The sequence below is a fragment of the Riemerella anatipestifer genome (genome assembly GCF_009670965.2).
Classification (GTDB): domain Bacteria; phylum Bacteroidota; class Bacteroidia; order Flavobacteriales; family Weeksellaceae; genus Riemerella; species Riemerella anatipestifer_B.
This window is the reverse complement of sequence record NZ_CP073239.1, coordinates 1002431-1026344: the sequence shown is the minus strand read 5'-3', so window position 1 is coordinate 1026344 and position 23914 is coordinate 1002431. Positions and strand designations below refer to the sequence as shown.

Annotated in this window: 23 protein-coding genes and 1 pseudogene; 4 read left to right on the top strand and 20 right to left on the bottom strand. The window is 35.7% G+C overall.

Annotated elements, in window-relative coordinates:
* Positions 1-84 precede the first annotated feature (84 nt).
* The 15 genes from D1J36_RS04725 to D1J36_RS04655 all read right to left on the bottom strand — a co-directional run bounded on the left by D1J36_RS04725 (position 85) and on the right by D1J36_RS04655 (position 15529).
* Entirely contained in the window at positions 85-828 is a 744-nt protein-coding gene (locus D1J36_RS04725) for a uroporphyrinogen-III synthase (RefSeq protein ID WP_154137419.1), read from the bottom strand.
* 21 nt (positions 829-849) lie between these two features.
* Positions 850-1494, bottom strand: a complete 645-nt coding sequence (locus D1J36_RS04720) for a DUF4271 domain-containing protein (protein WP_154137418.1) — start codon at positions 1492-1494, stop codon at positions 850-852.
* A 55-nt stretch (positions 1495-1549) separates the two neighbouring features.
* Positions 1550-2644 carry an acyltransferase family protein gene (locus D1J36_RS04715; protein ID WP_154137417.1) on the bottom strand — a complete coding sequence of 365 codons (1095 nt, stop codon included), beginning with the start codon at positions 2642-2644 and terminating at the stop codon, positions 1550-1552.
* A gap of 121 nt (positions 2645-2765) precedes the next feature.
* Positions 2766-3104, bottom strand: a complete 339-nt coding sequence (locus D1J36_RS04710) for a hypothetical protein (protein WP_154137416.1) — start codon at positions 3102-3104, stop codon at positions 2766-2768.
* Positions 3105-3189: 85 nt separating this feature from the next.
* Complete coding sequence (ypfJ, locus tag D1J36_RS04705) at positions 3190-4044, bottom strand: KPN_02809 family neutral zinc metallopeptidase (protein ID WP_154137415.1); 855 nt, start codon at positions 4042-4044, stop codon at positions 3190-3192.
* 17 nt (positions 4045-4061) lie between these two features.
* Complete coding sequence (gene ribH / locus D1J36_RS04700) at positions 4062-4547, bottom strand: 6,7-dimethyl-8-ribityllumazine synthase (RefSeq protein ID WP_154137414.1); 486 nt, start codon at positions 4545-4547, stop codon at positions 4062-4064.
* A gap of 29 nt (positions 4548-4576) precedes the next feature.
* On the bottom strand, positions 4577-5290 hold the full coding sequence (locus D1J36_RS04695; protein WP_064964685.1) for a hypothetical protein: 714 nt from the start codon (positions 5288-5290) through the stop codon (positions 4577-4579).
* A 66-nt stretch (positions 5291-5356) separates the two neighbouring features.
* Positions 5357-5893, bottom strand: coding sequence for an adenine phosphoribosyltransferase (locus D1J36_RS04690; RefSeq protein ID WP_154137413.1), 537 nt, complete (start codon positions 5891-5893; stop codon positions 5357-5359).
* Between the two features lie 5 nt (positions 5894-5898).
* Complete coding sequence (locus D1J36_RS04685) at positions 5899-7071, bottom strand: hypothetical protein (protein WP_154137412.1); 1173 nt, start codon at positions 7069-7071, stop codon at positions 5899-5901.
* Positions 7072-7156: 85 nt separating this feature from the next.
* A complete protein-coding gene (locus tag D1J36_RS04680; RefSeq protein ID WP_154137411.1) occupies positions 7157-8488 on the bottom strand; it encodes a quinol:cytochrome C oxidoreductase in 1332 nt (443 codons plus the stop codon).
* Between the two features lie 14 nt (positions 8489-8502).
* Entirely contained in the window at positions 8503-9189 is a 687-nt protein-coding gene (locus tag D1J36_RS04675) for a c-type cytochrome (protein WP_064970138.1), read from the bottom strand.
* Positions 9182-9703, bottom strand: a complete 522-nt coding sequence (locus D1J36_RS04670) for a DUF3341 domain-containing protein (RefSeq protein WP_004916120.1) — start codon at positions 9701-9703, stop codon at positions 9182-9184. Before D1J36_RS04670 ends, D1J36_RS04675 begins: the two co-directional genes overlap by 8 nt.
* Positions 9690-11087, bottom strand: coding sequence for an NrfD/PsrC family molybdoenzyme membrane anchor subunit (nrfD, locus tag D1J36_RS04665; protein WP_154137410.1), 1398 nt, complete (start codon positions 11085-11087; stop codon positions 9690-9692). Before nrfD ends, D1J36_RS04670 begins: the two co-directional genes overlap by 14 nt.
* A gap of 17 nt (positions 11088-11104) precedes the next feature.
* A complete protein-coding gene (locus D1J36_RS04660) occupies positions 11105-14155 on the bottom strand; it encodes a TAT-variant-translocated molybdopterin oxidoreductase (protein ID WP_154137409.1) in 3051 nt (1016 codons plus the stop codon).
* A gap of 24 nt (positions 14156-14179) precedes the next feature.
* Positions 14180-15529 (bottom strand): c-type cytochrome, encoded by a 1350-nt coding sequence (locus D1J36_RS04655; RefSeq protein WP_154137408.1) that lies wholly within the window; start codon positions 15527-15529, stop codon positions 14180-14182.
* A gap of 214 nt (positions 15530-15743) precedes the next feature.
* On the opposite strand from D1J36_RS04655, the gene D1J36_RS04650 reads away from it, so the two are divergent.
* Positions 15744-16280, top strand: a complete 537-nt coding sequence (locus D1J36_RS04650; RefSeq protein WP_154137407.1) for an SPOR domain-containing protein — start codon at positions 15744-15746, stop codon at positions 16278-16280.
* A 157-nt stretch (positions 16281-16437) separates the two neighbouring features.
* On the opposite strand, the gene D1J36_RS04645 is transcribed toward D1J36_RS04650, so the two are convergent.
* From D1J36_RS04645 to aroQ, 4 genes are all read right to left on the bottom strand, one after another.
* Positions 16438-18801, bottom strand: coding sequence for a penicillin-binding protein 1A (locus D1J36_RS04645; RefSeq protein WP_154137406.1), 2364 nt, complete (start codon positions 18799-18801; stop codon positions 16438-16440).
* 12 nt (positions 18802-18813) lie between these two features.
* Positions 18814-19284 carry a gliding motility lipoprotein GldH gene (locus D1J36_RS04640; RefSeq protein WP_154137405.1) on the bottom strand — a complete coding sequence of 157 codons (471 nt, stop codon included), beginning with the start codon at positions 19282-19284 and terminating at the stop codon, positions 18814-18816.
* Positions 19271-20551 carry a PSP1 domain-containing protein gene (locus tag D1J36_RS04635; protein WP_154137404.1) on the bottom strand — a complete coding sequence of 427 codons (1281 nt, stop codon included), beginning with the start codon at positions 20549-20551 and terminating at the stop codon, positions 19271-19273. The genes D1J36_RS04640 and D1J36_RS04635 overlap by 14 nt, the downstream gene beginning before the upstream one ends.
* A gap of 100 nt (positions 20552-20651) precedes the next feature.
* On the bottom strand, positions 20652-21068 hold the full coding sequence (gene aroQ, locus D1J36_RS04630; protein WP_154137403.1) for a type II 3-dehydroquinate dehydratase: 417 nt from the start codon (positions 21066-21068) through the stop codon (positions 20652-20654).
* Between the two features lie 104 nt (positions 21069-21172).
* Between aroQ and D1J36_RS04625 the strand changes: the two genes are divergently transcribed.
* Genes D1J36_RS04625 through D1J36_RS04615 form a run of 3 tightly spaced genes read left to right on the top strand, consistent with a single transcriptional unit; the run spans position 21173 to position 22891 of the window.
* Positions 21173-21652 carry a heme-binding domain-containing protein gene (locus D1J36_RS04625; RefSeq protein ID WP_154137402.1) on the top strand — a complete coding sequence of 160 codons (480 nt, stop codon included), beginning with the start codon at positions 21173-21175 and terminating at the stop codon, positions 21650-21652.
* 6 nt (positions 21653-21658) lie between these two features.
* Complete coding sequence (locus D1J36_RS04620) at positions 21659-22066, top strand: thiol-disulfide oxidoreductase DCC family protein (RefSeq protein WP_154137401.1); 408 nt, start codon at positions 21659-21661, stop codon at positions 22064-22066.
* Positions 22067-22093: 27 nt separating this feature from the next.
* Positions 22094-22891, top strand: a complete 798-nt coding sequence (locus D1J36_RS04615; protein ID WP_154137400.1) for a GLPGLI family protein — start codon at positions 22094-22096, stop codon at positions 22889-22891.
* Between the two features lie 658 nt (positions 22892-23549).
* On the opposite strand, the pseudogene D1J36_RS09905 reads toward D1J36_RS04615, so the two are convergent.
* Positions 23550-23885, bottom strand: a pseudogene (locus D1J36_RS09905) (hypothetical protein); the annotation flags it as partial.
* Positions 23886-23914: the final 29 nt, after the last annotated feature.

Sequence of the window (23914 nt, the reverse complement as noted above, 5' to 3'; positions counted from 1 at the left end):
AAAAAGGTCATCTTCATTTCGTTACATTGAAAGATGATGACCTTTTATAATGGGTTTAATATGTTATATTATCTATTTTATCTCCTACTTATTGGCTTTTTTGATGAAGTTTTCTATCGCCATTGTCATAGACGGATTTTCTTTGGTAGGAGCCATAATATCTACCGTTAATCCAGCTTTTTCCGCTTCTGCTTTAGTAGAGTTACCAAAAACAGCTACTTTAAACTTAGATTTTTTATAATCTTTAAAGTTCTCTACCAAAGATTTTATTCCTTGTGGGCTGAAAAACACTAATACATCATAGTTATTTATATTCAAATCAGACAAATCGCTATTAACCGTACGGTACATAATAGCTCTGGTCCAATCCACTCCAGATTCGTCCAAAACCTTAGTTATCCCATCATTGAGAATATCAGAAGAAGGTAAAAGATACTTCTCTGATGGATATTTCTTGAGTAAAGGAATTATATCTGTAGGCAATTTTTCACCAAAACTAATTTTCCTTTTTCTATAAACGATGTGTTTCTGCAAATAATTAGCGATAGCCTCTGACTGGCAAATATATCGCATAGAATCAGGAACCGAAAAACGCATCTCTTCAGCTAAACGAAAGTAGTGGTCTATTGCATTTCTACTAGTAAAAATAATTCCTGTATACTTAGAGAGATCTATTTTTTGTGTTCTCAAATCTTTGGCATCTGCCCCCTGAACATAAATGAATGGACGAAAATCTATTTCTATTTTTTCCTTTTTCGCAAGTTCTAAATAAGGAGATGATTCCGCAGGTTGAGGCTGAGATATTAGAATAGATTTAATTTTTGACATTTTTAAAATCCTAAAAATTGATTAAAAGAATAAAAATTTCCCAACTACCAAAAAAGGTAAAATTTGGAGCGTGCAAATATACAAAATTTTATAATACCATTCATCTGGCAAGATGGTCTTATGATGAAACAGATAGACCAAGTTTTTAAAAATAAAAGACATACAGAAAAAGACGGCATACACGTATATCATCCATTCTGTTTCTATGGGGAAATAATTCTGCACGAGTACCAGTACTATTAGAGCTAAACTATAGCCTAAAAAGAATTTTGTAGCTAAAAAATAAAAACTCTTCCATCTCTCTACCTCTCCTATACTTGCCAAAAAGAAATAGGTAGATACGGTTCTAAAAAAAAATAGAAAAACTAATGCTAAAATAATACTACCTACTTTATTAGGAGTATACCCAAAAACATTAAAATATTCAGCAAATAAGCGTGGGTTTATAGGAAGAATATTAGATAACGCTACAGTCACTAAAATAATAAACCCCACACTAGTTACAACCCAAGATTGAATGGTATTATTAGCAAATTCTTCTTTAAGAGTGAAAAATTTAATTAAACTTATATCTCTTAAAAGAACACGAAACATCACTACATACAAAAAACCAACTCCTAAAAGAGAGTATATAATCCAATCTTTATTTTCTACAATTCTTATCAAGATTATTTTTTTGCAAAAATACTCTTTATTAGATTTCCACAAAAGTAAATTTTATCTAACCAGCACTTGCCGTCTTTCTTCTCAGCCAAGTTAAAGTATTCCAGCCTAAAGCATCTATTTTTTTAAGCAGCTCTGCAATGAGTATAGCCAAAACTACATTAACCAAATAAACCATTAAAATTAAAACTCCCCAGTGGATATTATCCTGCAAAGGAACTACCATAAAATAAACCAACGATGAACTAATACCTTGTGCAAAATAGTAGAAAATAGCATTCTTACCAATATAGTTTATAAAATTATCTTTAGTAATCTTAAGCCTATTATAAAGTACAAACACCGTTATTAACGAAAGAAAAGACCATACAATATACGGTATTTTTGGCGGGAATTTTTGTTTATTTATTTTATAGAAAATATCCGTTCCATAGAACCAAAACAGCCAAACTAAAACTAGTGCTAAAGCTCCATACAGTAGAGGAATATGACTATTTTTTATTCTTTTGCCTCTCATTTTATAAGCCACGAGAAATACACCAAGATAAAAAGAAACATACCCTACCTGACCTGTTGGATAATAATACGGAAAGACATTAAACAATAAAGTTAAGCCAAAACATAGGGCTATAAACCAATTGATATGTTGATGGAAAAACCTGAGTATTAGCACCCCAAGTACCGTTAAAATATAATAGACTTTAAGATACCAAAAGCTACCCATCACCACTGGAAAAGTATCACAAGTAGAATATTGGTGCAAATACCAGTTCCCTAAATTTTCCCATTGAGGAAAATAAGCTATAGACTGTGGTGCAAACTTGCTCCCAAAAGTAGCATAAAAGTTTTTCAAACTCTCTAAACCAAAAAAGTAAAGCCCAAAAACTTTAAAAAAATAGTCTACAAAAAATAGCAGTGTTACAAAAATCATATAGGTTACCTGGAGTTTAAGTAGCCTATAAAGTGTTTTTTCTACATTCCCGCCAGAGGTAAGACCACTAAGTGCAAAGAAAATAGGAACATCAAATAACAATGACAACACTCTAAGTTCCGTAGGAATATAATACTGACCGCTCCAAAAAGTGGTATGGATAAAGATAATGGATAAAGTTGCTAAGCCTTTTGCAAAATCAATATATAAATCTCTTTTCATTTTCCAGCATTTAATTAACACCTCAAAGATACATCTTAAAAATACAGGAATGAAATATATGCACACAAAAAAGTTCGGCTGTTTCACAACCGAACCTTACTCTTTTTAAAGAAATAGCTCCCTATTCTTTATCATTTTCTTTACCTTTAAAACGCTTATCTGGGGTACCGTCTTTTTTAAGTTTACGGTTTTCTTTGTAGCGTTTATCTGGTGTACCATCAGCTTTTAACCTCCCTTTATGTTCTCCTTTTTCACCTTTTTCAAAAGCCTCTTTCCCTTCTTTACCTTTTTCAGCAGATTCAGAGTATTCCTTTTTGAAATCTTTTTTCTGACTTTGCATCTTTTGCTCCTTTTTTATAACTTTTTCTTGAGCTTTAGATGTTACTGAACCTTGTACTTGTTGAGAGTAAGCTGTACTCAATCCTAGTACGAATGACATTGCGATAAGTATTTTTTTCATTTTAATATTATTTGTTTAGTATAATATCAAAAACCAGACCTACTTTACCCAAACAATACTAAAATTTAGTTAATGTTTTCATAAATTACTTTAGCAAGACATCAAAGGTATTTCCTTGACGAATATCACCAGTCTCATACCCTTTCATAAACCATTCTTTCCTTTGAGCAGAACTACCATGAGTAAAGCTTTCTTGGTTAACATAACCTTGTCCTCTTTTTTGAATATTATCGTCTCCCACAGCTTCAGCAGCACTAATTGCACTTTCTATATCTCCTGGCGTTAAAATACCTTCTCTTTCATCTGTTTTTTTTGCCCAAAGCCCTGCATAGAAATCAGCTTGAAGCTCTGTAGCCACAGATACTCTATTCATCTCTGCTTCCGAGTACTTTCCACTAGCTCTAAGTGAATTTACTTTTTCAGTAGTTCCTAAAATGGTCTGTACATGATGCCCTACCTCATGTGCCAAAACATAGGCTACAGAAAATTCGGTAACCTTAGCACCAAATCTACTCTGAAGCTCTGAGAAAAAACTCATATCCATATAGATAGTTTCATCAGCAGGACAGTAGAAAGGTCCCATTTCAGACTGTGCTGTCCCACACCCTGATTGTGTTACGCTTTCAAAAAGTACTACTTTAGGCTTCCTATATTGCATTCCATTTTCCGAAAAAATTTTCTGCCAAGTAGTATCATTTTCAAAAATTAACATCTCAATAAATTCTCTTACTTGTAATTCCTCTTGGGTTAATTCTCTCTGCTCCGTTTGTTGAGTACTTCCCAGACCACCGCTTCCTATAATTGAAGAAGGGTCGCCCCCTAGAAAAAATACAATAGCAGCTATGATTAAGGTTCCTATGCCTAGACCACCGCCTACAACCATACCTCCTCTCCCTCTTCGGTCCTCTACATTATCACCTCTATTATTAGTCCATCTCATTTTAGTGCTAATCTAGATTAAATATTTTTCTTAAAATCTACCATTTTTAGAGCTGTAACAGCAGCCTCTACACCTTTGTTACCCAAATTCCCTCCACTTCGTGCTATAGATTGTTCTTTGGTATCATCTGTAAGCACACAGAATATTGTTGGGGTATCTGTTTGTGTATTACATGCTGTAATGCCTTGTGTAACGCCTTGGCAAACATAATCAAAATGAGGTGTTTCTCCTCTGATAATGCACCCTATTGCTATAATAGCATCAAAGTAGCGTTGTTTAGCACAAAGTCTCATGGCTGCATAACTAAGTTCAAAAGCACCTGGTACATAGTAAATTTTTATTTTGTCTTTCTTCACTCCTTCTTTAAGTAGGGTTTCTACAGCTGCATCGCGGAGATTGAAAGTTACAAAATCGTTCCACTCAGAGACAACAATGCCGATGTTGAACTCATCGGCATTTTTAATATCGAGTGGCTTATAATCAGAAAGATTAATAGTTGCCATATTTTTTATTTTAGAGTTATGATGTAAATTTAGTAATATTTTACCATTTCTATATAAGCATCTGAAGCACCACCATCATAGTCTTGATATTTCTCATCAATGGCTTCAAAATATTTTTTAGCATCAGCATTTTTCTTTAGAGAAATTGCCACCAAGCCTGCTTTTCTTGTGAAGTAATAAGATGTGAATGGGTCATCAGATGTAGATGATGCTTTATCATACTGTGCCATAGCATCATCAGCTTTATTAAGGTTAGACAAGCAATCTCCCATAGCACCGTATTTTAGTGCCATCAATATTTTATTATCTGACTTGAATGCATCTAACAAATCGTAAGCTTCTTGATATTTCCCTTCTTTAAATTTAAGAAGACCTGCATTATATGCTGAAAGTTTTCCTGCCTTAGTACCTGAAAACTCTTGGTAGGTTCCTAAAAAACCTGGATTAGCCGCAGATTTACCACCTAATGCAAGCTCATTATTCCCCTCCGATAGGTTTTTCTGCGCTGCTAAATATCCTTTTGTAGCTTCCTCATTTTTAGGAGCTACTATAAATTGTTGATAAGCAAAATATCCCAATATAGACACTAACACCAAAGCAAATACACCAACCAAGTATTTAGAATACTTCTCCAAAAATTTTTCAGATTTTAGTGCAGTTTGATCTAGCTCCTGAAATATCTCCACAGTTTCTTTTCCTTCTTTTATCTGCTCTTCACTTAATTTATTGTATTTTCCTGACATTTTGATTATTATTTAGTCCGCAAATTTAGTTTTTTCTTTTCTGATACACAAAACTTAATCTGTGCTTTAGTATTCTAACAACTGATAAATTTCTGAATTGAATTTCTTTAATTTTGCCTCTCCTCCAAGAGCTTTAAGCCCAATTAAGAAACTAAATTGTACTGCTTTTGCCCCTTGTTTCTCCACTAGTTTTGCTGCAGCTTCAGTAGTTCCACCTGTTGCTAAAAGGTCATCGTGAATTAGAACTCTATCACCAGCTTTTAACTGTCCCTCTTTCATTTCTATCTCTGATGAGCCGTACTCTAAATCGTATTTTTGAGAAATAAAAGGTGGAGGAAGCTTACCCTTCTTACGAATTAAAACAAAAGGAACTCCTAGCTTTACCGCCACAGCTATCCCAAAAAGGAAGCCCCTGCTCTCTATACCACAAACTACATCTACCTTACCTTTACTGAACTCTACCAAATCATCTATGACTTCTTCATAAAGTTCTGGATTAAGAAAAATAGGTGTGATATCCTTAAACTGTATCCCTTCTTTAGGGAAGTTTGGAATATTATCAATGGTTTGTTCTAATTTTTTAATGAGTTCTTGAGTTGCCATTAGCACTATTGTTTTTGTGTAGAATTAATTTTATAGTTTGTAATTTTCCAACTATTTCCATCTGATTTAAGTGTATAAGTAACCTCTAATGCCGAAGTATTACCATTATTATCAGTTACATTGTAACTTGCATTTACTATTGCAGAGTTATCAGAGCTAGATTGGGTTGAAATACTTTTTACTGTAATATTTTTCACAGATCCAAAACCAGATGTTGGATTAGAAAACTGGTCATAAGAACCCCATTTTGGATTTGAAGAAATCTCATAAGCTGCTCTTAAATTATTACTCCCCAAATTATTTAAAAATTTGCTAACTACAGACTTAGGCTCAGCCTTAACTTTGGAAGTATTTTCTTTTGGTTGAATTATTGTTTCATCTTGTTGTTCTTGTATTTCTCCATCTATACTTTCTGTAGGTGTAGTTTCATCAACTACCGGCTGTTTTAAAACTTTAGAATTTATAGACATTCCTCGTCTTGCCATTTGTAAAAACTTCTGTGCCGTTCTTACAGTTACTTTAATATCTATTACTCCACCTGTTACTTTTTCTTGAGGGATAGATGCTAGGTTTACGTAAAAACCTTTAAAATTATTATCCGTCATCAGCCTTTTAGAAGTTAATAGCTTTATATCATTGCTGTAAATCTCCAATGTTGTCTCTAACCCCGCATTAGAAAAGTCTACTAAATTACCTCTTGTATCTAGCAACCTTGGAACAACTTGTAAAGCCTTAGCTCCTAATACACTATCAACAGAAACAGGATTTATCTGTAAGCTAATAGACGAAGCCTTAACATCGTTGGGGTCTATAGCCGCAGGCTCTTGACTTTGAAAAATATTCATATTTCCTAAAGATGGTGGCGAGGTACTAGACCATTCTAACTCATTTTTAGCTGCTACTTCATTAGCCATCGCTAAAATTTCAGGCACTTTTTTACCATCAAGTAATTTTGACAATGCATTCAACTCTTGTATATCTCCATCTGCCTCTACTCCAAATGTTTTGAGAATGTAAAGAGCTTCATTAAACTTGACTTGCTCAAGCGTAGTTAAAGACGAAGACATATCATTGATACTTGACTGAAATGCTCTTATATTACTACCATCTACCTGATCTTTTTTACAACCTGTAAAGAAGAGCAAGAAAAGTATTGGTAATAGTTTTAATCTATTCATTATTTAATATTTATATCTTCACAAAAATAATAAAATCCCGACAAATACATCGGGATTTTAATTTTATTTTATAGTCTTTTCCTAATTAGAAAGGATATTCATAAATTTCAGATTCATGTAGGTATGGGTTTCCTTTAGGAATAAGCTTCATTTTAGAAAGTTGTGTCATAGTTACGAATACGAATAAACCTACTACAAACAAAACAGAACCTAAAACTAGCAATAGAACTGTAAAGTTATTCCAGTGAGGACCTACTGTTCCTGGCATTACCATATTGAAGTAATCTACAATGTGCCCAATAATTACAATCACCGCCATAGTAGTTACCACTTTATAGTTTCTCTTAATACTACTACTTACCATTACTAATAGAGGTATTAAGAAGTTAAGGATTAACATTGGTAAGAAAGTTGGCGCATAGTACTCAAATCTTCCAAAGAAATAGTTTACTTCTTCAGGTACGTTTGCATACCAATAAAGCATAAACTGTGCAAACCAAGTATAAGTCCATAGCATACTCGTAGCAAAAAGATACTTACCTAAATCATGTAAATGATTATCATTAAACTGAGGTAAGAAACCATTTTTCTTAAGATAAACACTCACAAGGATAATAGCAGCTATAGCACTTGCTAAACAACTCACCATAGAATACCAAATATACATAGTAGAGTACCAGTGAGGGTCTATAGACATCAACCAATCCCATGCCCATAAAGCAGAAGCAAATCCAAAGAAAGCAATATACCCCACACTCCATCTATAAAGCATTTGGTAGTCTCTTAAAGATTTAGTTTCATCTACTTTCTTAGACATAGATCTAAGTTTCCAAGCGAAGAAAGAAGCTCCAAGTACATATACAATATTTCTTACAACATAGAAAGGAATATTTAAAAACTTCTTCTTTTCGTATAAAATAACATCAAAATGAGGGCTGTTTGGATCTGTAAGTTCAGGATCCATCCAATGGAAAAGATGCCCATTATGAGTTACATTTAAAATCATTATAATGATAAGAATCGCTCCACCGTAAGGAATGTAAGCTCCAATCGCCTCCATTACTCTAGTAATGATAATAGACCACCCTGCATGAGCCGCATGCTGAACTGAGTAGAAAAACATTACACAGCAACTAAGTCCGAAGAAGAAAACCGCCACAGAGTGAATAGCTGCTAAAGGCTGATTGTGCACTTGCATTTTTGCGTGTTCCAAATGAGCTGCATGATCCTGAGGACCTACAAGTTCACTAGAATGAGTAGGATTATGGTGTCCTGAAGCATGTACTGCTTCCATCATATGCTCTATTTTAGCATCATCTATTCCATGATTCATAAAATACCCCGCACCGAAAAGCACCAATCCCAAAATGATGAATACGATAGAATATAATCTTAATTTTGGTGAAAAACTATACATTTTCTTTAGTTTTATTATTTAGTATTGTTTTTTGTTTGATCTGCAGATGCTGTTGCAGGTGCAGGCAATGCTGCTCCTTTAAATGCATCCATTACATACATAGAAACTCTCCATCTATCACCTGGCTTTAGCTGCCCTGCATAAGATCCCATAGCATTTCTACCATAAGTTAATACATAGTGAACAGATCCTACTGTAATTTGTCTATCTGCGTATTTAGGCACTCCCAAGTAAGCTCCAGACTGAACTATTGGTCCTTGTCCATCTCCAGCTGTACCATGACAAGCAGCACAAGTTATTTCATATAAATGCTTCCCTCTTGCTAAATCTTTAGCTTTATTTGCTGGATTTAGTGGAGACTCCACTATTGCTTTTGATGCATCATACCCTGCATTATATTCATCTGCTGTCATTGTAGCACCAGGAGTGCTTTCTGCTAAACCTTCTGGATTCTGAGATACAGTTCCCTCTACTGTTGTTAAAGCCGTAGCACCATTATTCTTAACAAAAGCAGGAATTTCATTCTCATGCTTAGAATAAGGATCTGCTGCTTTCATTAGCGGATCATAGGCCACTGGAAAATACATATCTGGGAAATACACCAATGGTGGATTTTCTTTAGGTCCGCAAGAATTCAAAACTATTGCTAACACACCAAAGATACCTGATAATTTAAAAATATTTTTCTTCATTTTAAGCATCTTTTACAGTTATTTCTTCTACTCCTGTGTCTATAAGAAGTTGTTTAATAGTCTCTACATCAGAAGACACAAACTCCATCATAAACTTATCATCTGTAGTTCTTGGATCTGGGTTTTGTGGCTTAGCTCCTGGGTACATCTTATTTCTAAATAAGAAAGTAAGAGACATCAAGTGAGCCGAACAAAATACCATTAACTCAAACATTGGTACCACAAAAGCTGGCATGTTATGAGCCCAGTCAAAAGCTGGCTTACCACCTATGTTTTGAGGCCAATCATGGTTCATAGTATACCATGTTGTAAGAGCTCCTATCATCACACCATAAACTGCGTAGATGAATGCGGCATCTGAAATTCTAGTTTTCTTTAAACCTAGTGCCTTATCTAAACCGTGTACTGGAAAAGGGGTATAAACCTCCTCTATTTCAATACCTCTTTCTCTGAAAGCCTTTACGCCGTGCATTAAATCATCATCATCGCCGTAAAGTCCATATATTCTTTTAGTGGTGCTCATCTCCTTCTTTTGCTTTATAAGTTTCACCTGAAATTTTCAAAATACTCTTCAATTCAGCCTGTGCAATTACAGGGAATGTTCTAGCGTATAATAAGAACAATACAGAGAAGAACCCGATAGTTCCTAAATAAACGCCCACATCAATAATGGTTGGTTTAAACATTGTCCAAGAACCAGGTAGATAGTCTCTAGAAAGGTTAATAACAATGATATCAAAACGCTCAAACCACATACCTATGTTAATTACTAATGCAATAATAAATGTTGCAAAAATATTAGTTCTTACTCTCTTGAACCAGAATAATGCAGGAATCACTAAGTTACATATAATTAGTGCCCAGAACGCCCACCAATAAGGTCCTGTAGCTGCTCCTGGTGTTAAGTATGCAAAGTCTTCGTAACGGCTTCCAGAATACCAAGCGATGAAATATTCTGCTGCATAAGCTACAGTTACCATACCACCTGTTACAATGATAACGATGTTCATTATCTCGATATGATACATTGTGATATATTCCTCTAAGTGGCATACTTTTCTAGCTACTAATAATAGAGTTTGTACCATTGCAAATCCTGAGAAGATAGCTCCTGCTACAAAGTAAGGAGGATAAATAGTGGAGTGCCAACCTTTAATTACCGAAGTAGCAAAGTCAAAAGATACCGTAGTGTGTACCGAGAATACCAAAGGTGTTGCCAAACCTGCTAACACAAGTGATAGTTCTTCAAATCTTTGCCAGTGCTTAGCTTTACCACCCCAACCAAAAGCCAATATTGTATATATTTTCTTAGTAAATGGGGTTTTAGCTCTATCTCTAATCATTGCAAAGTCAGGAATAAGTCCCATAAACCAGAATACTACCGATACAGAGAAATAAGTAGAGATAGCAAATACGTCCCAAAGTAAAGGAGAGTTAAAGTTTGTCCAAAGAGAACCAAACTGGTTAGGTAACGGGAACACCCAATAACCAACCCAAACTCTACCCATATGTATCACTGGGAAAATAGCTGCCTGAACTACCGCGAAGATAGTCATCGCTTCAGCGGAACGGTTTACAGACATTCTCCATCTTTGTCTAAATAGTAAGAGTACAGCTGATATAAGTGTACCTGCGTGCCCGATACCTACCCACCATACGAAGTTGGTAATATCCCAACCCCAGTTGATAGTTCTGTTGAGTCCCCAAGCACCGATACCAGTACCAATGGTATAAGCTATACAGCCAAACCCATAAATGAATAACACTAAGGCTGCGTATAAAGACGCCCACCATAACTTACCTGCTCTTTCTTCTATAGGCTTTATGATATCTTCTGTAATATCGTGATAAGTCTTATGCCCTATAATTAAAGGTTCCCTAATTGGAGCTTCGTAATGTCCTGACATTTTTTACCTATTTATAATTAAATTTTATTTTCTTCTTCTTTTCTATTTCTAACTTTAGTATGATAGAATACATTCGGTTTAGTTCCTATCTCCTCTAGTAAGAAGTATCTTCTTTCATCTTTGAATAACTCTCTTACTTTAGAAGACTTATCATTCATATCACCGAAAGTCATTGCTCCTGTAGAACAAGCCTTAGAACAAGCTGTCTGGAACTCTCCATCTTGTACTTTTCTGCCATCTTTCTTAGCTTCTAGAATTGTACTTTGTGTCATTTGGATACACATAGAACACTTCTCCATAACCCCTCTAGTTCTTACTACAACATCTGGATTAAGTACCATTCTTCCTAAGTCATTATTCATATTGAAGTCAAACTTATCGTTCAAGTTGTAAGTAAACCAGTTGAATCTTCTTACTTTGTACGGACAGTTGTTTGCACAATATCTAGTACCAATACATCTGTTGTAAGCCATTTGGTTTTGCCCTTGTTTACCATGAGAAGTCGCAGCTACTGGACAAACCGTTTCACAAGGTGCATGGTTACAGTGCTGACACATCACTGGTTGGAAAATCACATCTGGACTTTCATTTGGCTGGATAAGAATATCATAAAGGTTAGGAACATCTAGACCTCTGTCTATACCTTCTTTAACCTCAATTTTCTCTTTTGCAGAGTAGTAACGGTCTATTCTCAACCAGTACATATCTCTAGACATTCTTACCTCTTCTTTACCTACTACTGGCGTATTGTTTTCTGCTTGACATGCAATTACACAAGCTCCACAACCAGTACAAGCATTTAAGTCTACTGATAAATTAAAGTGTGGACCATCTGTATCATCATAAGCATCCCAAAGCGTAATTTTACCTGCTGGTAAAGCACCATTGATAGTGTGGTATTCCAAAGGTTTATTCCAACCTTTAAGGTGATCATCAAAAGGAACATTAAGGAAAGTATCTAAAGAAACTTCTCTAGCAATTTCATAACGACCCATTAGAGTGTTTTGAAGCTGCATTCCAGCAAATTCGTGCTCACCAAAAACTTTCTCTATTTTAACATTAGAAACTGCTAAGTTATATCCATCAAATAAAGGATAAGCATTAACACCTGTCTCAGCTACCTTTCCTGAGTCTTTTTTACCGTATCCTAAAGCCAACCCAACAGAACCATCTGCTTGTCCTGGTTGAATGAATACAGGTACATTTTCTATAGTAACTCCATTAACGGTAACATTAACTTTGGAACCATCTAACTGCATTCTTCCGTTAAGCTCGTTTTCTAACCCTAGTCTTTCCGCGTCTTTAGGAGATACCGTTAAATAGTTATCCCACGATAATCTAGAAATAGGGTCTGGTAACTCTTGTAGCCAAGGGTTATTGGCTTGAGTACCGTCTCCCATAGAAGTTTTTGTATAAAGCACCAATTCTAAATCACTTGATTTGAATTGTGATAATTCTGCTACTGCTCCACCTGCATTACCTCCTGCATACGATAAAGTACTACCTGCAGCAACACTATTAAATGCATTATATAAACCTTTATTGAAAGAAGTCTCTCCTAAAATGGTAGAAGCATTAGCTTTAAGATAAGCATAATAGTTATTAGCAGGATGGTTTTTACCATTAGTCCAAACCAATAAAGACTCTTCTATCTGTCTTGATTTATAAATTTTCTGAATTGTAGGCTGCATTAAAGAGTATGCTCCTGTCTCAGGCATTATATCTCCCCAAGACTCTAGCCAATTAGCAACAGGAATAGCTGCTTTAGCTACTTGATACATCTCATCTTTCTTCTGTGTTACAGCTACATGATAAGGTACTTTCTTAATAGCTTCCTTAAGCTTAGCACCTGTTTTGTGAGAATAGATAGGGTTAACATTATTAGAAATAAGTACTCCTACCTGACCAGAGTTAAGCCAAGTTATAAACTCGTTAAATCTCTGAGCGTTATATTCTTTTAGATAATTAGCCTTTCCTGTAAACGCTACAGAAGCTAATTTCTGATTAATCAAATGAGCTAAAACATAAGCAGCTTTAGAACCATCTGCAAATACAACAGCTTTGCTTCCTTTTGCCTTAAGTTCTGCAACAATCTTAGCAGCTACTTGGTTAGAAGTAGAACCATTAAGCCCATTGTAAACCTCTACCAATGTCTTATACACCTCACTAGGCTTCATTCTCAACCTAGTATCTGCATTAGCTCCAGTAAGAGACATGTTAGACTCCACTTGAATATGACGAAGCATATTGGCACCTGGTTTTCTAGCAGCCGCATAAGAAGTTTCTAAAGACCCCGCATTATAATCGCCCAAGAAGTCTGCTTGGAAAGATACCACCAATTCAGTCTGAGACAAATCATAAACAGGTAACGCTCTTTGTCCGAAAACTTCCTCTGCTGCATCTAAAGCTGAAGCGTAAGGTATAGCATCATATGTTACTAACTCTGCGTTAGGATATTTTGCTTTGAAATCTCCAAATAACTTCTTAAAAGTAGGACTTGCAAAAGAGTGAGATAATAAAACAATTTTCTTGTTTGAAGCCTTAGCTTCCTCCAATCCTTTGATAACAAAATCATCTACTTTATCAAAAGTTTCATCTTTACCGTCTAGTTTCGGCTGTTTTAATTTATCATTATCATATAGTGATAGTAATCCTGCCTGAACTCTAGCGTTAGTTTTACCCAAAGAACCAGCTACTGGATTCGGTTCTATTTTGATAGGCCTTCCTTCTCTTGTTTTCACCAAAACACTCGCAAAATCATACCCATCAAAGAATGAAGACGCAAAGTAGTTAGGCACCCCTGGAATAATATTATGAGGTTTTACAACATAAGGAATTGTTTTGATTACCGGAGACTCACACGCAGCTAAAGTAACCGCAGCAGTAGAGAATCCTAATAGCTTAAGAAAGTCTCTTCTACTCGTTCCGGAATTATTCATCTTATCATCATTGCCTAAGAACTCATCTACTGGAATTTCGTTCTGAAACTCCTTTTGAGCCAACTTATTATTAAGCGTTGGGTCTTTTAATTCGTGAATACTTCTGAATTGTATTTTATTTGAAGCCATTTTGATACTTCTAGTTTTCTGTTATTAATAATGACATTTACCACACTCTAGTCCACCGATAGCATCTACTGTAATTTTAGTGCCTTCGCCGTACTGTTTTTTCAACTTATCATGTAAGTTTTTGAAATACTCTTTGTTGTAATCGTTATTCATATCTACTTCTGTACTTCTATGACAGTCGATACACCATCCCATAGTGAAATCATTTGCCATTTTAGCCACATTCATAGTATCTATAGCACCGTGACAAGCCTTACAAACCACATCTACATTTTTAGCCTTTTTAATAGCCGCCTCTCCAGCTACCACGTGCTGTGCGTGATTAAAGTAAACAAAATCAGGCATATTGTGGATTCTTACCCATTCCACAGGTTGAGTTTTACCTGTATAAGACTGAGTAGTTTCATCCCAACCTACTGCAGCGTAAATCTTTTTAATCTCAGCAGTATAGAATTCTTTAGATTTACCAGGTTCAATGTAGCTACCTTTATATTCTGAAATGTTCTTATGACAGTTCATACAAACATTAAGTGATGGAATTTCTGAAACCTTACCATACTTAGCACTTGAGTGACACAACTGACAGTCTATCTTATTTTCACCCGCATGAATTTTGTGAGAGAAATAGATAGGCTGCTCAGGCTTATACCCTTTATAAACACCTACCCACATCAGCCAGTTCCAAACACCATAAACCGCCAATACAGCCAATACTGCTAAAATACCCTTACCTACATAGTGATACTTCTGATAAAGTTCACCAAAAGATTGGGTTCTTGTAGCGTTAAGCTCTGACAGCTCATCACTTTGGCTAAGTTTAACCAACTGTCTAAGTCTTAGCAATAACCAAACTAGTAGTGCCGCAATAAACAATAATGACACTAAAACAATAGTAGTATTACTACGCTCTTGTTGAGCTTTCTTTATAGCATCTAGATTATTAGCCTCCGTTGCCGCATCAGCAGCAGGTTGCTCAGCAACAGGTGGATTGGTTGTATACGCTAAGATATCATCAATATCTTTTTCTGAAAGCCCTGGAAATGTAGTCATTTCCGTCTTGTTGAACTTTTCAAAGACTTCATTAGCGTACTTGTCTCCCGATGTCCTGAGAGCCTTGTTGTCTTTTATCCACTTATGTAACCAATCTGTACCTAACCCTTGTTCGGTTTTAAGTCTATCAACTACACCTCCCAGAGCAGGACCTACCATTTGTTTATCTAACGCATGACAGGCAGCACAATTGGTTTTAAAAAGCGTTTCCCCATTCTTTGGGTCGCCACTTGCAGCATCCTGTGAGTACACAGAAGCACTAGTTGATAGCAATAATCCTATAGCTATCAATCCCTTTTTGTAATGCTTTCTCCAACTAATCATTTATATAATCTTGGGTTATTAATAAAAATGAATTTTATATTCAGTTGGGCAAAAATAAGACATTAACACAAATTTAACAGACTAGAATGGGTGTAAATTATCATATTTAACTAATTTATAATTATTCTAAACTATTAGATCATCTTTTTAAATTTTGGCACTTGGTATATTTTTTACTTTTAGTATTTTTGCCGAATATTTTTAACACTTTCAAATGAAAAAATTAATAAACTCAAATTTTTATGCTTTATTCTTTCTAGCCTTTTCTTTTTGTAATGCACAAAATACCGTTATAAAAAAAGATACACTAGAAGGCATAGAGCTTAGTATTACTACTGATAAAAACATTAGCTCTCTGCTAGATAATTTAGAAAAAGGATGTGCTACAAAAGAAGGTACGGTGAAGAAAACAGAGAAATCTGACTATACTGTTTCTTCTAACACAACAAACGTTAATAAAAATTTATCTAACGCTGAAATTTGCAGAAAGAATCCTAGAATATTAGGTTACAAAATACAACTCGTGGTAGTAAAAAGTAAGGATGAAGCGGACGAAGTTGCTCAATACTTTAGAAGAAGATTCCCATATATAAAAGTACAACTAGATGCTTCTCTTAGACCAAATTACAAAGTATTAGCAGGTAGTTATTTTACTAAAGAAGCTGCTGCAAGTGATTTAAGAAATATAAGAAGTTACTTTAAATCTGCCACTCCTGTGAGATACATGATTTTCTGTACTGATGCCCTTTAAAAAAAGGTAATAACAAATAAATAAAAACCCGTTTGAATGAACTTCAAAACGGGTTTTTACTTTTTTAATACTCTAATGATAATATTGTGTAAAGTAAAATTGTTATAGCAATCAATAAAAAAACGCTCCTAAAAAGGAGCGTTTTTTTAAGATGTTCTTATTGATTAAAATCTATTTCCTCGGAAGTATTCAGCTTTTCATTTATATTTTCTTCCCGTCCTGTAGAAGAGCCTTTAGGTTTAGATTCCACCGGTTTAGGATTTCTCAGCTGGTCTATTGTCTGTAAGCCTCCTTCGTCGCCATAGCCTCCCATACCTCTAAGGTCATCACAACCGTTAGTCCAATCCGAAGGTTTTACAAATTTTTCCTCTGGAGATATATTTAAGCTCTTATTCGCCCATACTTTCTTCATAAATAAAGCCCATATCGGTAATGCCATCTTAGCACCTTGCCCCTCACCTGTACTCCAGAAGTGGGTATCTCTATCTTCCCAACCAACCCAAACACCTGTGGCTAATTTCGGCACCATTCCTATAAACCAACCATCTGAGTTATCGTTAGTTGTACCTGTTTTAGCGGCGATTTCAACACCTGCACTAATGCCTTTTCTTCTTAACTCTCCCGATGCCGTACCGTAAGCAGACACACCTTTCATCAAATCAATCATAGAATAAGCATACTTCTCATTCATTATTTCTTTTAACTCAGATTTCACTTCTGTTATTACTCTACCATTGGCATCTTCTATACGCCATATCATCTCAGGTTTTACATAGTTACCAAAGTTAGCAAAAGTACTGTAAGCTCCGAGCATTTCGTATATTGTAATCTCAGAAGAACCTAATGCAATTGTATTATTTCTAGGAATATCACTCTCAACTCCTAAATCTCTAGCTAACTGAATTACATTATCTACTCCCACAGATTCTATAAGCCTTGCAGCTACAGGGTTTTTAGAATGAGCTAAAGCATCTCTAAGAGTAAGCGAACCTCCAGAACCTAAAACTCTCCAGCTTCCCTTGGTATATGTTGCATTAGAAATAGGTGTACAAGGTGTCATTCCCAAATTCATAATAGCAGCAGCATAAACAAATGGTTTGAATGTTGACCCCACCTGTCTTTTGCCTTGTCTTACATGGTCATACTGAAAATGTTGCCAATCTATACCTCCTACCCAAGCTTTAATATCTCCCGTAGATGGATCCATAGACATTAATCCAGCCTGTGCAATTTGTTTATGGTAACGAATTGAGTCCCAAGGAGACATTTCAACTTCTTCCTCTCCATCCCAAGTAAATCTAGTTAGCTTAGTAGGCTTATGAAACTCCATAATGATAGAGTCTTCTGGCATACCTGATGCTAAAAGCTGCTGATAGCGCCCCGTGCGCTTAACTGCCCTCATCATAATTCTATTTTGACGGTCTTTACTTACCTTATAGAACGGTCGGCTAGGGTTTCTTCTCTGCTCTGCATCAAAAGATTTTTGTAGTTGAGTTAAATGCTCTTTAATAGCTTCCTCTGCATACTTCTGCATTCTAGAATCTAATGTTACATAAATCTTGAGCCCATCTCTAAACAAATTAACCGACTTACCTGTCTTTTTCTCATAATCTTTTAGATACTGAGCGATTTCTTTTCTAAGATAATACTTATAATAAGCAGAATTTCCTTCTGTAATATTTTTAATTGGAGTATAATTCACCACCAATGGCTGTGCTATTGCCTTTTCGTAAGTTGCTTGGTCTATGTAGCCTGTTTCTAGCATCTGCTTAAGTACCACATCTCTCCTCTTCTTAGCTCGTTCCTCATTACGAAGCGGATTATTAGCCACAGGTGCTTCCAACATCGCTACAAACATAGCAGCTTCAGGAAGTGTTAAATCTTTTGTTTTCTTATTAAAATAAATCTTTGACGCCATTTCTATACCATGAGCGTTGTATGTAAAATCAAACTTATTGAAGTACATCGTAATGATTTCCTCTTTGGTATAACGCTTTTCAAGACTTACTGCTACTACCCATTCTTTAAGTTTTTGAGTAACCCTTCTAAACTTATTAGTAGATGCTTTTTTAGTAAATAAAAGTTTCGCTAACTGCTGAGTAATGGTAGAACCTCCACCTCTATCCCCTCCAAAACGAATAGCCCTAAGTATGGACTTTAAATCTATCCCTGAATGCTCCTTAAATCTCTCATCTTCTTTAGCTTGTAGAGCATAAATTAAATGAGGAGGCATATCCTTATAGGTAATAGGATCTGTTTTCTCCATTTCAAATTTACCTAAAGTTACCCCATCTGAAGAGATAATCTCCGAAGCTACATAAATATCAGGATTCTCCAAATCTTGTACATCTGGCATTTCTCCTAAAAGACCTTGAGAGGTTGCAAAAAACAAAGCTGCTACACCTACTACAAAGCCTACTAAACCTAGCCATATTAGCTTAATCCATTTTTTATATCCGTTATTCTTCTTCTTTTTAGGAGGAAGAGGAAAGGTTTGTTTTTGATTTTTATCAGAAGTCATCTTAATTAAATTCTATTTTAATGATTGGATTGTTACCCCTATATCTTCTATTCCCTTTAAAGTATCTTTTCTCATCGCTTGTTTAAGCTCTATGTTGTAGACTCCATTTTCAGGAAATTTATAATTAACCTTATATTGAAATAATGCCTCCTTTGTAGAACCAAAACCACGGCCTACCCACTCTCCATTTGGCATTGCTAACACATAGTTTAGGGTGTCTATCTTCCCTAAAACCTTATTCCCCTTACTTATCTTACTAATGAGATAGAGGTTACTGAAAGGATAATCATTATTATTTCGTATAACAAAGATAATATTTTTAGGATTCTGAGCATCTTTTATTTCAAACTCAAATTTTTGCGGGTTATTTTTATGCCACACTCCATTAAGGTCATTCATCTTAACCTCTTCATCTCCAAACGATGAGCAAGAAGTTAAAGAGAACAACGCTAACATTATCCAAAAAACATTAACCTTTGTCATTATCTGTATTTCTTGGGTTAGGTTTTCTTTTATTTTTATATTTTGGACGAGGCTTCTTAGTCTCACCACTTCCAGCCTCTTTATTTGGATTATTCTGAGGGTTTTTATTATTGCTCTGAGATTTTCCTCCTTCATTATTACTATTTCTCCTTCTATTTTTTCTCTTAGCATTATCTTTTTTCTCAAATCTATCTATGCTATCTTCTTGAATAAGATCCACACTCTGCACCTCTTTTGGAAGCGTTTGACTTTTAAGTTCTTCTAAAGGCTGAGCTTGTTTACCTTCTTTATTCTGCTTAATAAGTTTTTTCACTTCATCTACATCTAAATCATACCACATCATAGAGTTTTCTACATAAGCAAACCACATTTTCTTTTTGAAAACATCTATTTTGATGCAAAACGCTTTACCTTTTTCGGTATTGATGGTAGTATTAGTAGAAGGAAATGCATCTAAGGCATCTAGGTAGCTATCTAGCTCAAAATTGAGACAACATTTAAGCTTACCACATTGCCCAGCCAACTTTTGAGGATTGATACTCAACTGTTGATAACGAGCCGCATTGGTATTCACCGAACGAAAATCTGTAAGCCAAGTAGAACAACAAAGCTCTCTTCCGCAAGAACCTATTCCTCCAACTTTAGAAGCTTCTTGACGGTAGCCAATCTGCTTCATATCTATTTTAGTACGGAACATTGTGGCGTACTCCTTAATCAGTTGTCTAAAGTCTACTCTGCCTTCAGCAGTATAGTAAAAGGTAGCTTTAGTACCATCACCCTGAAATTCCACATCAGAAATTTTCATTTGTAGGTTAAGGTTTCTCGCTATTTTTCTTGCTTCTAACTTTACTTCTTCCTCTTTGTTTCTAATAGCTTGCCACGCATCTATATCCTTCTGATTGGCTACTCTATATATCTTAAGACATTCTTCAGAATTTGCCTTTTTCTTCTTCATTTGGATTTTTACCAATTCGCCAGTAAGGCTTACAACCCCTACATCATGACCTGGATTTGCTTCTACCGTTACCACACTCCCTATACTAAGCGGAAGGTTATGAACATTCCTAAAAAAGCATTTCCTTTCGTTTTTAAATCTTACCTCTACAAATTCATTTTGGGAAGGTGCTGGCGGCTTTATATTTGAAAGCCAATCAAAAACACTTAATTTATAACTATTGCCGCAGGTGTCTACACTAGCACACCCTGAGGCTGATTTTGTCCCACAAGTATGAGTAGAGTTTCCAGATGCTCCACATCCACAACTCATAATTTACATTTTTTAATTCTTGCAAATTTAATATAAATTTATTTCATAGCACTATTTCAGCTAATAGCCTACTATATTTTTGGTGAAATACTAAAGTAAGTTACATCAAATCTACGACTGCAGCTACTGCTAACTGGTAACCTTTAATACCAAAACCTGATAGAATACCATCTGTATAAGCTGCTGTAACAGACTTCTGCCTAAACTCTTCTCTTTGGTAAATATTACTAATATGTATTTCTACTTTAGGTTTCTTAAGATTTTTAAGTGCATCGGCAATAGCATAAGAGTAGTGCGTGAATGCCCCAGGGTTAATCACCAAAGCATCGTAGTCTTCATTCTGAATTCTATTGATGATTTCACCTTCTAGATTGGATTGAAAATAATCAATTTTATATTTCACAAATTTTTCTTTCAAATTAGCCAACACTTCTTCCATAGAAATATATCCGTAAATATCTGGTTCTCTAGTTCCTAAAAGATTGAGGTTTGCTCCATTAATAATTAATATTTTCATCATCATTCTAATTATTGGGGATAAACTTACAAAAAGTTTTCATAAAAATCATTTTACGGCATATTTTTTATAACTTTACTTCCTCAACTTATAAAACTTATAAAATGAAAAAAGTAGCGTTGGCTTTATTAGCCGCTGGAGTAATTCTCCAATTCTTTCAAATAGATAAAACCAATCCGCCTGTAGACAAAGGGATGGATTTTGTTCAAATTAAAAAAATGCCAGAGTCTACCGCAAACATCCTTAAAAGTGCTTGTTATGACTGCCATTCTAACGAAACCAAATACCCTTGGTACACCAATATACAACCTGTAGCTTGGTTTGTAAAAGAGCATATAGATGACGGAAGAAAGCGCCTTAATTTCTCTACATTTGCAACCTATAGCCCAGAAAAGCAAGCTGAAAAAATAGAAGAGTCTATAGAAGAAATAGAAAAGGGAGGTATGCCACTAGAGTCTTACCTACTGGTACATTCTGAAGCAAAACTTTCTGATGGGCAAAAGCAAGAGTTGCTAAACTTCCTAAAGCAGTCTATTGGTAAGACCTCTGATACCAACACAAATGGAAACGAGGACGAAGATTAAAACGATATGAATTTAGATTTTTCTAAATATTACCTTTTTTACGACGGAGATTGTGGCGTCTGTAACCGATGGGTGCAATGGGTACTTAAGAATGACAAAAATGATAACTTTAGGTTTGTGGCACTGCAATCTTCCTTTGGGCAAAGTTTTTTAAAGGACAGAAATCTGCCTACCTCTAACTTTTCAACGCTTTATCTTTGGAAACCCAATGCATTTTACCTTACTAAGTCTGATGCCGTTATTAAAATAGGTCGTATTTTGGGCGGTAAGTTTAGGCTGTTAAATATTGGCAAGGCTGTTCCCACATTCGTTAGGAACAAAATGTACGACCTCGTTGCCAAAAACAGAATGAATATTGCCCGTAAGCATTGTTTGCTCCTTTCTAGCGAAGAACAAAAGAAATTCATCAAATAGCACAAACTTAAATCACAATTACACATTATGAGATTTTACTTTTTAATTCTAGCACTAGCCACTCAGGTTTTAGCAGCACAAGCCACTCGTTTTGTTTATGAAATGAGTTTCAAGCCAGATTCTACCAATAGAACGCAAACTAAGACAGAAACTGTATTTCTAGATGTTGAGGCTCAAAAATCCATCTTCTATTCCGAAAAAAGAATGCAAAGAGACTCTCTATTTTCTAGAATGAGAGAAACTAGAAATTTCAATTTTGATAGAGGAGCTATGGATAACTACCGCACCGCCGTCAATTTTTCCATAGAAAAAAATTATACCTCCCAAAACATCACCTTTAAAAACCGTATTGCTGCCGATACTTACAGCTATACAGAAAACAACCCTACCACTTGGGAAATTTTACCCGAGACCGCTAAAATAGGTAATTATGAAACCCAAAAGGCAAAAACCACCTACGGTGGCAGGACTTGGCTCGCTTGGTTTACTACAGAAATCCCAATGCCCGACGGACCTTACAAATTTTTTGGTCTTCCTGGTCTTATTGTAAAGGTAGAAGATACCAAAGGAGATTATAGCTTTGACCTTAAAGAAAGTAAGAAGATAGCAGCTCCTGCCTCTTTCTCCTATCGTTCAGCACCGATAGAGGTTAAAAAGAAAGATTATCAAAAAATAGAACAAAGGTTTAAAGAAGACCCTCTCTCGTTCATTAACAGAAGTGGCGGACCAATAAGGATTGAAATGGACGCCAACACAAAAAGAAGAATGGAAGAAAAAAGCAAAGAAGAATCTGCAAAAAATAACAACCCGATAGAACTAAAATAAACTCCTGCCCAAGTTTCTGTAAAAACATAAGCAGGTTTTCACAAAAACGTAACTAGGTTTTGGGCAAAACGTAAGCATCTTTTACCAAAAAGATGCTTACGTTTTTTAATACCTCTATTATAGGCACTTTGAGAGGGGTTGTAAATTGGGTTCAATCTCTCTTAAAAAAAGACATAAATCTACCCAAATTGATAGGGTATTAATACCCCCTGTTCTAATTTTTGATACATCTTACGCTGAAACCATTAGCTCTATATTCTGAACGGCTACCCTCTGTGCCAGTTGAAGTAAATTTGAGGCTATAAGAAGTATCAATATTACCTTTATTGCTCCAATAATGCCCTACTGCCCCCGTACTTCCTAAAGCAATGGACGAAATGCCCCAGCCACGATACCCCGCTGCAGGCAATTTCATCGTGGTTTCACTCCATAGGTCAGGAATAAATGTTACTAAAGTCTGATGCTCTGTATTGGTAGGCACACGATAGCCGTCGGGGCAGGGATTGTTCTCGCCATCTGCATTCCATAAATTCATAATTCCTGATGTATTAACCGCATCTTTAACCCACGACACAATCCCAGCATTTCCCATTGAGCGGTTGTCCCCAGGTGTAGTCCACGAGGCAGAAGGCATAGGGTTATACCCATACTTCATAGTCCCACTTACTGCTCCACTCCAATTAACCAACTCGTGCCCGTCTGGTTTACGCTGCCACTGGAACAAAGAGCCGTACGCATTATGGTCGGTTTTAGAAGTCGCTTGTTTTGTCGGGTCAAATACCGAAGAACCCACTCGTGCATATTCTGCTCCGAGGTTATTGTTGAGCCATCTTCTGCCGTCCGGTCCTTGAATTTCACAGTATATAAAATCGTGTTCCCTTACATCGGCTCCGTAGCCCAAACATTCCAAAGTGGTCTTCCCGAAACAGCGGTCGTACACGAGGCTTAAACACTTTTCCGAAGGAGTAAACGCCACATCTACCTGTGTGCCGTTGGTGCATTTCCATACCGCCCCATCGTACC

What these genes read in the sequence shown, in the direction of transcription:
- D1J36_RS04725 (WP_154137419.1), bottom strand. Translation starts at nt 828, where the DNA reads ATGTCAAAAATTAAATCTATTCTAATATCTCAGCCTCAACCTGCGGAA.
- nrfD (WP_154137410.1), bottom strand. Translation starts at nt 11,087, where the DNA reads ATGTCAGGACATTACGAAGCTCCAATTAGGGAACCTTTAATTATAGGG.
- D1J36_RS04625 (WP_154137402.1), top strand. Translation starts at nt 21,173, where the DNA reads ATGAAAAAAGTAGCGTTGGCTTTATTAGCCGCTGGAGTAATTCTCCAA.
- D1J36_RS04660 (WP_154137409.1), bottom strand. Translation starts at nt 14,155, where the DNA reads ATGGCTTCAAATAAAATACAATTCAGAAGTATTCACGAATTAAAAGAC.
- D1J36_RS04640 (WP_154137405.1), bottom strand. Translation starts at nt 19,284, where the DNA reads ATGACAAAGGTTAATGTTTTTTGGATAATGTTAGCGTTGTTCTCTTTA.
- D1J36_RS04615 (WP_154137400.1), top strand. Translation starts at nt 22,094, where the DNA reads ATGAGATTTTACTTTTTAATTCTAGCACTAGCCACTCAGGTTTTAGCA.
- D1J36_RS04645 (WP_154137406.1), bottom strand. Translation starts at nt 18,801, where the DNA reads ATGACTTCTGATAAAAATCAAAAACAAACCTTTCCTCTTCCTCCTAAA.
- ribH (WP_154137414.1), bottom strand. Translation starts at nt 4,547, where the DNA reads ATGGCAACTATTAATCTTTCTGATTATAAGCCACTCGATATTAAAAAT.
- D1J36_RS04680 (WP_154137411.1), bottom strand. Translation starts at nt 8,488, where the DNA reads ATGTATAGTTTTTCACCAAAATTAAGATTATATTCTATCGTATTCATC.
- D1J36_RS04670 (WP_004916120.1), bottom strand. Translation starts at nt 9,703, where the DNA reads ATGAGCACCACTAAAAGAATATATGGACTTTACGGCGATGATGATGAT.
- D1J36_RS04655 (WP_154137408.1), bottom strand. Translation starts at nt 15,529, where the DNA reads ATGATTAGTTGGAGAAAGCATTACAAAAAGGGATTGATAGCTATAGGA.
- D1J36_RS04685 (WP_154137412.1), bottom strand. Translation starts at nt 7,071, where the DNA reads ATGAATAGATTAAAACTATTACCAATACTTTTCTTGCTCTTCTTTACA.
- aroQ (WP_154137403.1), bottom strand. Translation starts at nt 21,068, where the DNA reads ATGAAAATATTAATTATTAATGGAGCAAACCTCAATCTTTTAGGAACT.
- D1J36_RS04690 (WP_154137413.1), bottom strand. Translation starts at nt 5,893, where the DNA reads ATGGCAACTCAAGAACTCATTAAAAAATTAGAACAAACCATTGATAAT.
- ypfJ (WP_154137415.1), bottom strand. Translation starts at nt 4,044, where the DNA reads ATGAGATGGACTAATAATAGAGGTGATAATGTAGAGGACCGAAGAGGG.
- D1J36_RS04715 (WP_154137417.1), bottom strand. Translation starts at nt 2,644, where the DNA reads ATGAAAAGAGATTTATATATTGATTTTGCAAAAGGCTTAGCAACTTTA.
- D1J36_RS04620 (WP_154137401.1), top strand. Translation starts at nt 21,659, where the DNA reads ATGAATTTAGATTTTTCTAAATATTACCTTTTTTACGACGGAGATTGT.
- D1J36_RS04695 (WP_064964685.1), bottom strand. Translation starts at nt 5,290, where the DNA reads ATGTCAGGAAAATACAATAAATTAAGTGAAGAGCAGATAAAAGAAGGA.
- D1J36_RS04675 (WP_064970138.1), bottom strand. Translation starts at nt 9,189, where the DNA reads ATGCTTAAAATGAAGAAAAATATTTTTAAATTATCAGGTATCTTTGGT.
- D1J36_RS04650 (WP_154137407.1), top strand. Translation starts at nt 15,744, where the DNA reads ATGAAAAAATTAATAAACTCAAATTTTTATGCTTTATTCTTTCTAGCC.
- D1J36_RS04710 (WP_154137416.1), bottom strand. Translation starts at nt 3,104, where the DNA reads ATGAAAAAAATACTTATCGCAATGTCATTCGTACTAGGATTGAGTACA.
- D1J36_RS04635 (WP_154137404.1), bottom strand. Translation starts at nt 20,551, where the DNA reads ATGAGTTGTGGATGTGGAGCATCTGGAAACTCTACTCATACTTGTGGG.